Annotated in this window: 7 protein-coding genes and 1 pseudogene; 3 read left to right on the top strand and 5 right to left on the bottom strand. The window is 76.9% G+C overall.

The window, feature by feature from the left end; translation table 11 throughout:
• From ACFU74_RS17395 to ACFU74_RS17385, 3 genes and pseudogenes are all read left to right on the top strand, one after another.
• Nucleotides 1-744: pseudogene (locus ACFU74_RS17395) on the top strand (hypothetical protein); the annotation flags it as partial.
• 104 nt (nucleotides 745-848) lie between these two features.
• A complete protein-coding gene (locus ACFU74_RS17390; RefSeq protein WP_380757406.1) occupies nucleotides 849-1,274 on the top strand; it encodes a YybH family protein in 426 nt (141 codons plus the stop codon).
• 427 nt (nucleotides 1,275-1,701) lie between these two features.
• Entirely contained in the window at nucleotides 1,702-2,253 is a 552-nt protein-coding gene (locus ACFU74_RS17385; protein ID WP_380757404.1) for a YceI family protein, read from the top strand.
• On the opposite strand, the gene ACFU74_RS17380 is transcribed toward ACFU74_RS17385, so the two are convergent.
• The 5 genes from ACFU74_RS17380 to ACFU74_RS17360 all read right to left on the bottom strand — a co-directional run bounded on the left by ACFU74_RS17380 (nucleotide 2,240) and on the right by ACFU74_RS17360 (nucleotide 10,478).
• Complete coding sequence (locus tag ACFU74_RS17380) at nucleotides 2,240-6,250, bottom strand: AAA domain-containing protein (protein WP_380757403.1); 4,011 nt, start codon at nucleotides 6,248-6,250, stop codon at nucleotides 2,240-2,242. The genes ACFU74_RS17385 and ACFU74_RS17380 overlap by 14 nt on opposite strands.
• Nucleotides 6,251-6,380: 130 nt before the next feature.
• Nucleotides 6,381-7,067 (bottom strand): class I SAM-dependent methyltransferase, encoded by a 687-nt coding sequence (locus ACFU74_RS17375; protein ID WP_380757401.1) that lies wholly within the window; start codon nucleotides 7,065-7,067, stop codon nucleotides 6,381-6,383.
• Between the two features lie 43 nt (nucleotides 7,068-7,110).
• The gene (locus ACFU74_RS17370) at nucleotides 7,111-7,551 is read right to left on the bottom strand and encodes an ATP-binding protein (protein ID WP_380757400.1); all 441 of its coding nucleotides are present in this window, start codon (nucleotides 7,549-7,551) and stop codon (nucleotides 7,111-7,113) included.
• 21 nt (nucleotides 7,552-7,572) lie between these two features.
• Nucleotides 7,573-7,947, bottom strand: coding sequence for a hypothetical protein (locus ACFU74_RS17365; RefSeq protein ID WP_380757398.1), 375 nt, complete (start codon nucleotides 7,945-7,947; stop codon nucleotides 7,573-7,575).
• Between the two features lie 77 nt (nucleotides 7,948-8,024).
• A complete protein-coding gene (locus ACFU74_RS17360; RefSeq protein WP_380757397.1) occupies nucleotides 8,025-10,478 on the bottom strand; it encodes a PP2C family protein-serine/threonine phosphatase in 2,454 nt (817 codons plus the stop codon).
• Between the last annotated feature and the right edge of the window lie 43 nt (nucleotides 10,479-10,521).

Raw genomic sequence — 10,521 nt, 5'->3', positions numbered from 1 at the left:
TACTGCAACCTCCCCAACATCACCCAACTCACCATGAACACCGTCACCGCCACCTTCCCCGGCCCCGACGGCACCCCCATCACCACACCACCCTCCTCGGCCGACGTCCAGGTCACCGGCGGCACCCCGTCGCTGAACGTCGACAAGGAGGTCTGCCAGTCCGGCGACGCCGACGACTGCGGTCAGGGCGGGACCGGGCCGTGGGGCAAGGAGGCGACGCTGCACAAGGGCAACGCGCCCGAGGAACTGTGCGCACCGGACAAGTGCCAGGCGTTCTGGCGGATCACCGTCACCAATACCGGCACGGTGGACCTGACCGGGATCACCCTGAACGACGCCCAGGAGGCGGCCTGCGAGGTGGCGGCCGGGACGTTCGACCTGGCAGCGGGCCAGACGATGACGTTCTACTGCTCCAGCCTGATCGGCGAGGACACCGTCAACACCGTCACCGCGACCTTCCCCGGCCCCGGCGGCACGCCCGTCACCACACCGCCCTCCTCCGCGCTCGCCCGGTGCAGGCCGCCGTGCGAGAAGGACTGCCACGGCCACGACTACTACGGCCATGACTACTACGGCCAGTGGCCCTACCAGGGCGGCAACGCTCCCGGCAGCCACCCGCTGGGCGGGCTCCCGGCTCTGCCGAACGGCTTGGGGGCCGCTCTCACCCCTGGGCCGTCGCTGATCGACCTCGACTGGCTGCTGCCGATCCTGGTCCGCCCGAGCGGTCTGCTCACCCTGTCCTGACCGGCCGAACAGGCGGTGGCCCGGGAGGAACCTCCTCCCGGGCCACCGGTGCGAGCGCCCGTCCCGCGTTGCGGGCGCGGCGGAGCGGGCGCAGCATCCTGGGCATGACGAGCGACGAGGAACAGATCCGGGCCCTGATCGAGGCGTGGGCGGCGGCGGTCCACCGGGGCGACCTGGCGGCCGTGCTCGCGGACCACGCGGCGGACGTCGTCATGTTCGACGTGCCGCCGCCCTACGAGGGCGTCCGGGGCATCGACGCCTACCGCGCGGTCTGGCCGCCGTTCTTCGAGTGGCAGGCGCGCGGCGCCGTGTTCGCGATCGAGTCGCTGGACGTCACGGCCGGCTCCGACGTCGCCTTCGCGTACGCGCTGCTGCGCTGCGGGACGCCGCAGGACCTCGCCGACCATCCGGCGCAGCGGCTGCGGCTCACCCTCGGGCTGCGTCGGCAGGACGGCCGCTGGGTGGTCGCGCACGAGCACCACTCCTTCCCCGAGGCCCCGGAGGTCGCCGAGGTCACCGGGGTGGAGTAGCGGCGGGGTCTGGGACCAGGAGAGGCGGTCAGCCGTGTCGGCGGCCCTCCTTCCGACCGACGAACCGGGGCCGCCGTGACCGCGTTCGGCTGCTTCCTGTCCTGTGAGGAGTTCACCCCCCCCCGCGCAGCGGGGGCAGGCCCCGGGCGGTGCGCGCGTCGGCCTCCTCCCCGGTCGGCCGGCCTCGCCAGAAGCGCTGGTCGAACGGGCCGTGACCTGCGGCGACGGACAGGAGGGCTGCTTCGGCTTCTACCGCGAGCGGATCCTGCCCCAGCGAGGGGGGACGCCGCCGAGCGCGCCGTGACCCGGCGACCCGCGCCCCGGGGTCCCGGGCGACCGCGCCCTGCTCGGCGATGATGCTGGAGTGCGCGGCCCGGCTCGCCGCGCCGCCGTCCTGACGGACCCACACCACCCACGGAGGCACCGCATGTCCGCTTCACTCGCCGACCTCACCGGCGACTACGTGCTCGACCCCGCCCACACCCGGATCGGCTTCGTGGCGCGTCACGCCATGGTGACCAAGGTCCGGGGCTCGTTCGGGCAGTTCGAGGGCACCGCCCACCTGGACGGCTCCGACCCGGCCGAGTCGGCCGGCCAGGTGACGATCAAGGCGCAGAGCATCGAGACCGGCGTCGAGCAGCGCGACCAGCACCTGCGTACCAACGACTTCCTCGACGCCCCCAACTTCCCCGACATCACCTTCCGCACCACCTCCGTCGACCCGCGCTCGGAGAGCGACTACCGGGTGACCGGCGACCTCACCATCAAGGACGTCACCCGTCCGGTCACCATCGACTTCGAGTACACCGGCAACGCCGTCGACCCGTACGGCAACCTGCGGGTGGGCCTGGAGGGCTCGGTGACGATCAGCCGCAAGGAGTTCGGCGTCAGCTGGAACGCGGCCCTGGAGGGCGGCGGCGTCCTGGTCGGCGACAAGGTCGTCCTGGAGTTCGACATCTCCGCGGTCAAGCAGGGTTAGGTCCGTCCAGGGGCCAGGTGTCCCGGTCGCGGAGGTGGTCGTAGGTCGGCAGCTCCGCGGCCAGGACGTCGAAGTGGGGCAGCGGCGCCCACAGCGCGCGGTCGCCGATCACGTACAGTCGCCGCTTCGCCCGGCTGGCGGCCACGTTGAGCAGGTGCGGGCTGCCGGCCGCCCAGGCGCGGGCGCCGGGGCGGTTGCCGCCGAGCAGCAGGATGACGACGTCGGCCTCCTTGCCCTGGGCCCGGTGGACGGTGGCGCAGCGCTCGTCCAGCTGCTCGGCGCTCCAGCCGGCCTCGGCGCAGGTCTCGCGGGCCTCGCGGACCAGGGCGCGGAAGGGCGCGATGATGCGGAGGCGTTCGGGGGTGACGCCGTGCCGGTCGAGCCGGCCGAGGACGAACTCCAGGGCGCGCCGGTCGCGTTCGCCCCAGGGGGCGTCGCCGTCGCGGGCGGGGTCGGGGGTGTTGAGCCAGCGGCTGGGGAGCAGGCCGTCGTGGTCCTCGTCGGGGAAGGGGCGGGGGTGGGTGCCGTGGACCATCAGGCCGCCGTAGGCGACGTCGTTGCTGACGGTGAACATGGGCTCCTCGCAGCGGCGGTGCACCCGCAGCGGCGAGCCGACCCAGACGGTGGACCCGTCGCTGCCGGTGGGGTCGGGCAGGTAGGTGCCGTAGCGGTTGACGCGGTCGGCGACCGCCTGGGCCGAGGTCGCCGACGGCAGCCACTCCTCGTCCACGCCGTGGGCGAGCAGCAGGCGGCGCTGGAGGGCCGCGGGCATGGTGACCACCGGTTCGAGCTGGAGCGGGTCGCCGACCAGGACGGCCCGGCGGGCCCGCCACAGGGCGCCGACCGCGGCCTGCGGGGTGGCCTGCCCGGCCTCGTCGACCAGCACCCAGCCGATGGCTCCCCGGCCGAGTCGGGCGAACATGCTGCCGATGGAGGAGAAGGTGGTGGAGACGACGGGGACGAGGAGGAAGAGGGTCTGCCAGGCGCGCAGGACCTCCTCGTCGGGGACGGGGCCGTTGGTGCCGGCCATGAGCTCGGTCAGCACGAGGAGGTTGCCGCGCACCCGCTTGGCGTTGGCGGCGACGAAGGCGCGGTGCAGGTCCAGGGCGCGCATGAACAGGTCGCTGCGGGCGGTGCACCAGGCCTCGTCGGACCAGGGCGAGCCGAGTTCCTGCTCCCGGTCGTCGAGGTGGGCCCACTCCAGGGGCAGCGAGGGCAGGTCGGCGGCGGCCCGGCGCAGCACGCGGTGGGCGGCGTCGAGGCCGGCGCTCGCGGCGTCCAGGTCGCGCCGGGCGGCCTCGGCCTCGTGCCGGGCCCGCTGGACGGCTTCCAGGGCGGCGGCCTCCGCCGTGCGGGCGGCGGCCTCGCGGGCCCGGGCCCGGTCGGCGGTCCCGGAGGCCTCGGCGAGGGAGACGGTGGAGCGGGTGTGCAGGTCGTCGGCGGCGAGCTGCTCGGCGCGCACGCAGTCGGCGAGGTGTTCGTCGGCGTCCTCCAGGGCGGAGCGCCGGCGCACCAGCAGGTCGAGGATCTCGGCCTGGGTGCGTTCCTGCTGCGCCTCGTCCGCCTGGCGTTCGGCGGCGGTCCGCAGCAGGCGGCGCAGCCCGGAGCGCAGGCCGGGTCCGGCGGCGGCCGACGCGTCCTGGCGGGCGGTCAGGGCCTCGACGTACTCGCGGTGGTGGGCGGCCCGTTCGCGGGCGGCGGCCAGGTCGGCGCGGGCCTCGGCGAGGGCCGTCCGGGCCCGGGGGATGTCCCCGATCGCGGCGTCCCGGGCGGCTTCGGCCGTCAGGGCGGCGGTCCGGGCGGTGGCGGCGGCCGTGGCCGCCTCGGTGTGCCGGGCCTCGGCCTGCGTCGTGCGCCGGTCGGCCAGGGCGAGGGCGGCGCGCAGGGTGTCGAGGCGCCGCGGGCCCCGGTCCGCCGCGGTGTCCGTCAGGGCGGTGGCGAGGCGGGCCCGTTCGGTGCGCAGGCGTTCGACCTCGGCCCGGGCGGCCTCGAAGGCGGCGACGGCCTGCGGCCAGGAGGGCACCGGTCGGGCGGGCCCGGCGGCGGGGGCCGTGTCCGCGGTGCGGGTGGTGCGGGGCCTCGGGGTGCTCGGCGTCACCCAGTCCCCCAGGACGGCGTTCATGCCGCGCAGCGGGGGCAGGCCCCGGGCGGTGCGCGCGTCGGCCTCCTCCTCGGTCAGCCGGCCCCACCAGAAGCGCTGGGCGAACCTCGTCCGGTTCGACTTGTTGCCGAGCACGGCGGCCACCAGGCCCCAGGCGGGCGCGCCGTCGAGCAGGGCGGAGGCCAGGTCGGAGAAGTGGTCCGGGCCGTCGTGCCAGTGCTCGTCGAGGGCGGCGGCGCCGGGCAGTTCGGCCGTCACGTTCTCCACGGCGCCGTTGTTGGAGGAGGTGACCACGATCTCGTGGCCGGTGAGCCTGGGGTCGAGCGCCGCGACGAAGCGGGCGTGGCGGCCCTGCCGGTCCTTTCCGCGCCAGGCCCGGCCGACGAACGCCTCCTCGGGCCGCTCGAAGGAGGCCATCACGGTGGCCCGTTCGACGACCAGGGCGGCGACCAGGTCGCGCAGCATGGTGGTCTTGCCGGTGCCGGGCGGGCCGTTGACGGAGAACAGGCCGCCGTCGGTCCCCTCGCGGTCGGCCAGCATCCGGTTGACCGCGAACTGCTGGCTGAGCGCGAGCGGGTAGGCCGCCTTCGCCGGCCAGCGTCCCGCCGGCACCAGGGCCGGGTCGACGCCGTCCAGGACCGCCCGGCGGTCCTCGCGCAGGTCGGTGCGGGCGTGGACGGCGAGGTCGGCGCGGGAGGTCAGATAGGCGTCCAGCGCGGGGCCGAGGCCGTCCGCGCCGTCGGCGAGGGCGGCGCGGACCCGGGCGAGGTCGGGCGGCAGGAGGCTGTTGAGGAACGGCTGCGCGGCGGTGGGCCTGGCCTCGGGGTCGCGCGGCAGGCGGACCAGCCGGCTGCAGACGCGGATCTCGCGCGGGTCGAGGCGGTCCTGGACGCCGCAGAGGTGGGCGATCTGGGCGGTCAGGGCGACGAGGTCGGCGAAGGCGACGCTGCGGGCCGTGTCGGCGGGTGCGGCGGCCGGGACCGTCGACTCCGTCCCGGCCTCGGTCCCGGCCTCGGTCCCGGCCACGGCCACGGCCGCGGTGACGGTCGCGGTGTCGGCACCGGCCTGCGCCGCGGCGCCGTCCTGCGCCGGACGGCGGGCCGCCACCCAGTCCGCGACCCTGCGCACCAGGGGGTCCGCGGCGCCCTGGATCGCGGCCCCGGTCATGTCACCGAGCAGCACCCCGACCGCCGCCACCGCGGCCCCGCCCAGTACCTCGGAGAGCACCTGCCGCCAGCCCCGGGCCACGACGGCGTCGGCGCCGGACGCCGGCCGGACACCGTGGGAGGCCTCCCGCGCGGCCCGGCTCCCGGCGGCGGCGTACGTGATCGGTGCGGCGGCCAACTGCCCCACCGCCACCGCGAAGGCCTCGCCCAGCTCCTCGAAGCCGTCCAGCCACCCCGGCGCCGACGGCCCCGGGTCGAACAGCCGGCCGGTCGCCCAAGCGCACGCCGACACCACGGACGTCCCGTCGACGGGCCGCCCGTACTCGTCCAGGACCAGCGCGAACACCGCGCTGCGCCCCGACAGCACCAACTCCTCCTGCGGCACCCCCGGATCGGGCTCGGTCCCGGCCGGCAACACCGCGATCATCGCCTGCCGCAGCAGCTCCAGGTCGAACAGCCCGCCGTACACCTCGTGGCGCCACACCATCCCGCGCGGCGCCCGCCACGGCGCCGTGTCGGGATGCTCGGCCGACCACGGCAGCACCGGGGCGTCCTGACCGGCCGCCGGCGTGAGGTCGACGACGAACGTGTCGGAGGCCCGGGGCCTGCCCGCACGCCGCTTGCGCGGCACCTCCGGGATGCCCGGCGGGCTGAACAGCTCGACCGCCCGCCAGCACTCCAGCAGGTCGGCCACCCGTCGCCCCTGCTCCCGCTCCCGCCCCGACCGCATGCCGCGCCCCCGTACCGAAACCCGCAGCCCGCAGCCGCTTCGTGTGCCGATCAACAGTCCGCAGAATCTACCGGACGGCGGACCGCCCGGACGCAGGCCCCCGGGCATCAGGGCCCGGGGCAGTGCCAGGTCAGGCGGGCTTCCGGTCGTCCGCGGCGCTCTCCCCCGCCCGGCCGCCGGCACCCCAGAACAGCGGGCCGGCCGTCGGCGTGACCGTGATGGCCCAGCCGAGTCCGCGAAGCCGCTTCTCCAGCTCCGCCGGCTCGTACGGGACCTTCACGATCCGGTAGGCCGTCCCGTCCGGGGTGTGCCGCTCGATGGTGGAGGACGCCGGGCCCTCGACGAGCTCCTCGGGATTGCGGTAGCGGTCGTCGACCAGGAACACCCGGCCCCGCGGCGCGAGGGCGGCGGCCACCAGGGACCAGAAGGCCTCGAACCGGCCGGCCGGCACGTGCGAGAGCCAGCACCCCATGAAGACGACGTCATAGCGGCGGTCGGGCTCCCAGCCGAACAGGTCGGCCTCGACGAATCTCACCGGGGCGCCGGCGGGGACGCGGCTCGCGGCGATCGCGAGCATCTCCGGGGAGGCGTCGACGGCGGTGAGGTCGCCGGCGTGGCGGAGCAGCCGGGGGGTCCAGGTGCCGGGGCCGCAGGCCAGTTCCAGGACGCTGCCCGCCGGCCGGAACGCGTCGAGCGCCTCGCTCAGCTCGGCGCCGCCGGGGAGGTCGCGCAGGTGGTCGGGGTAGTCCGGGGCGAGGGCCCGGTAGTAGGCGCGCTGTTCGGACAGCAGCCGGTCCTGCGCCGGTCCGGTGTTCATGCCTTCACTATGCGGCTGCCCCGGGGACGGGGCCAACGCTGTCTCAGCAGGCCGGGAGGGGGCGGTGCGGCGGGAGGAACACCTCGCACCAGACGGCCTTGCCGGGGCCGTCGCGGTACCAGCCCCAGCGGCGGGCCAGGCGGGTGAGGAGGAAGAGCCCGAGGCCGCCGAGGTCCTCCGGGCGGCGGCGCAGGCGGGGGCGGGGCGGGCGCGGGCTGCTGTCGGTCACCTCGATCCGCAGCAGGCTCTCGTCGCGGGCGAGCAGCAGGGCGCCGGGGGCGCCCGCGTGCCGGACGGCGTTGGTCACCAGTTCGGAGACCAGCAGCACGACGTCCGTGACGACGGCGCGCTCGGTGGTGTCGTCCAGCCAGTCCGCGGTGCGGGTCCGGGCCTCGGCGGTGATGCCGGGGCGGGCCGACAGCGGGAAGCAGAGGACCGTCAGGGTTCCGTGGAGGTCGGTGGCGGGCGGCGCGGCCCTGGGCATGCGGTCGTTCCTCCTCGATGTTCAGCGGTCGGCGGCCGGCCTCTCGTCGGCAGGCCGTTCGGTGACCATCCGTTCGGTGACCATCCGTTCGTCGGCCAGGCGCTCGTCCGTGCGCGGCGCCCGCGTCTCGCCGGCCGCCGCCCTGCGTTCACGCCGGGTCGTGCGGCGCGGCGGCCCGGTCCGGGCCTTGCGGGCCGCGCCGACCAGCGCGAGGCCCAGGCAGAACAGCAGTGCGAGGGCCAGCCCGGCGAGGAAGACGCCCAGGCTGTTGAGGGTCACCAGGTCGTTGCCCAGGATGGTCACCTGGTACTCCGGACCGCCGGACAGGTTGTCGGCGATCAGCAGCCCGGTGAAGGCCGCCGTGGCGGCGACCAGGAGGAGTCCGAACAGCAGCATGGCGTGTCCCTTCCGTCCTCGCCCCCTCGGTGTCCGTTCCCCTCCGCTGCGTCGCGCCTACCCGGGCGGGCCCGGGCCTAACGCGGTTCGCCGGGCCCGTCCGGCTCGACGCGGACGGCGACCAGGCAGGTGTCGTCGTCGGTGTCGGCCGGGCTCAGCTCCAGCAGCAGGTCCAGGTAGCGCTCCAGGTCGGGGCCGGGCGGGCCGGCGGCCCGGATGAGGTGGTCGACGGACTCCTCGACCGGGCGGTCCCGGCGTTCGACCAGGCCGTCGGTGTAAAGCAGCAGGGTGTCGCCCGGCGCGAGGCGGGCCGAGAACTCCTCGTACTCGGTGTCCGCGAGGGCACCGAGCAGCACCCCGTGCGGCAGCGGCAGCACCTCGGCGCCGTCCCGCCCGAGCCGGATCGGCGGCAGGTGGCCCGCCCTGGCCCAGCGCAGCGTGCCGTCGTCCGGGCCGAGCAGCACGCAGACGGCGGTGGCCGTCACCTGCCCCGGTTCGCGCAGGGCCACCGTGTTCGCCCACTCCAGCAGCCGGGCCGGGCCCGCGCCGGTGACGGCGAGCCCGCGCAGCGCGTGCCGCAGCGCGACCATGCCGGTGGCGGCGCCGACGCCGTGGCCGGCCACGTCCCCGACGGCCAGCAGCACCTGCCGGTCGGGCAGCACCAGCACGTCGTACCAGTCGCCGCCGACCCGCTCGCGCTTGGCCGCGGGCCGGTAGCGGACGGCGGCGTGCAGCCCGGTGGCGCCGAGCGGCGGCGGCGCGGCGGGCAGGATGGCCTGCTGGAGCCGCAGCGCCAGCTGTTCGCGCTCGGCCGACTCCTGCTCGCTGTCGGCCAGCCGCGCCCGGGTGGCGCCGAGCGCGACCTCCGTCCAGTGCTGCGCCGACACGTCGTGGTAGGCGCCGCGCACGGCGCTGAGCGCACCGTCGGCATCCAGGACCGGTTCGGCCACCACCCGGGTGTAGCGCTGGGTGCCGTCCGGGCGGACCAGCCGGAAGACCGCGGAGGCGGTGCGCAGGCGGTGCTGGACGGTGTCCAGCAGCCGCCGCACGGCCGGCTCGTCGTCCGGGTGGACGTACCGGGCGAGGTGCGCCAGCGGGACGGCCGGGGCGCCGGGCGGCAGGCCGAACAGCTCGGGCAGGCCCGCGTTCCACAGGATCCGGCCGGTTCCGGGCTGCTCCTCGAACCCGGCGACCCGGGCGAGGCGCTGGGCCTGGCGCAGCAGCTCGGTCTGGTCGGACTCGCCGGAGCGCTCGTCGTCCCGCTGCCAGCTGAGCAGCAGCCGCCCGTCGAGCGGGGCGACGGCGATCCGCAGGGTGGCGGGCTGGGAGATGCCGCCGCCCTGGAAGACCAGGTGGAGGCGGTCGTCGGTGCGGGTCTCACCGGTCTCCTGGGCGCGCAGCAGCGGTTCCAGCAGGCCGGTGGCGCAGGCCACCGGGTAGGCCTCCAGCAGGGAGGTGCCGTCCAGGCCGCTGCGGGGGCGGCCGAGCGGGTCCCGGAAGGCGCGGTTGGTGCGCAGGATCGTGAAGTCGACGGCCCGCCCGTCACGCAGGACGGGGGCGAGCAGCAGGGCGGGGGTGAGCAGGCCGTCCAGGAGGTCGGCCTGCCGGTCGGGCGGGACGGCGGGCTCGGGGTGGCCGAGGACGGTGGCGCAGAGGTCGGCGAGGGCGCGCAGCTGGCGGCGCTGCGGGGTGCCGAGGGCGGGGGCGGGGCCGGGCCAGAGCACTTCGAGCGCGCCGCGGCGGCGGCCGTCGTCGAGCAGCGGGAGGACGGCCCGGGGCGTGTCGGGGCCGCCGACGGCGGGGCCGGGGGGCGCCGGGTCCTCGGGCCAGTGCTCGGCGCCGGTGGCGACGGCCTGCTGGGCGGGGGTCGGCACGCCGGGCGGCACCCGGCTCCAGGCCTCGGCCTCGTCGGCCGGCAGTCCGGCCCTGGCGGCGAGGCCGAGCGCGCCGGCGGGCAGCCGCTGCCAGACCAGGACGGCGTGGGCGCCGAGCGGGGCCGCGCCCTGGCGCAGGACGGCCCCGACGGCGCCGTCGAGGTCGGATACGGCGGCGAGGGCCCGGACGAGGGGCGGCGGGGCCGGTTCGGCCGGATCGGCGCCCTCCGGCGGTTCGGGGCGCTCGGGCGGCGGCCAGGCGGGGCCGGGGCGCTCGGGCGGTTCGGGGCGCTCGGGCGGCGGCCAGGCGGGGCCGGGGCGGCCGGGCTCGGCGGCGCGGCCGACGACGTCGGCGGCCAGGGTGAGGACCGGGACCCCGGCCTCCCGGGCGAGCCGGGCCAGCCGGGCGGCGGCCTCGGCGGGCGGGACGGCCAGCCGTTCGGCGAGCATCCCGGTGGCGAGGTCGACCAGCGCGCGGGTGCCCTCCTCCGCGCGCATCCGTTCGGTGTCGTGCTGGAGCCGTCGCACGGCGCCCGCCAGCCGCCGCGCGACGGCGTCCCCCTCGGCCCCGGCGTCCACGGCCGCGTCGGCCGCCCCGCCGTCCGGCGGGGCGGGGCCGCGCACGGTGTCGTCCCGGGGGCCGGGGCCGGCGGTCATGACGCGTCCAGCCAGTGCCGCATCCGCTCCAGCAGCAGCGCGG

Origin of the sequence: Kitasatospora sp. NPDC057500, assembly GCF_042802195.1 — a bacterium.
GTDB lineage: Bacteria > Actinomycetota > Actinomycetes > Streptomycetales > Streptomycetaceae > Kitasatospora.
Note: the sequence above shows the minus strand (reverse complement) of the source record. Positions and strands in the feature narration are given on the sequence as shown.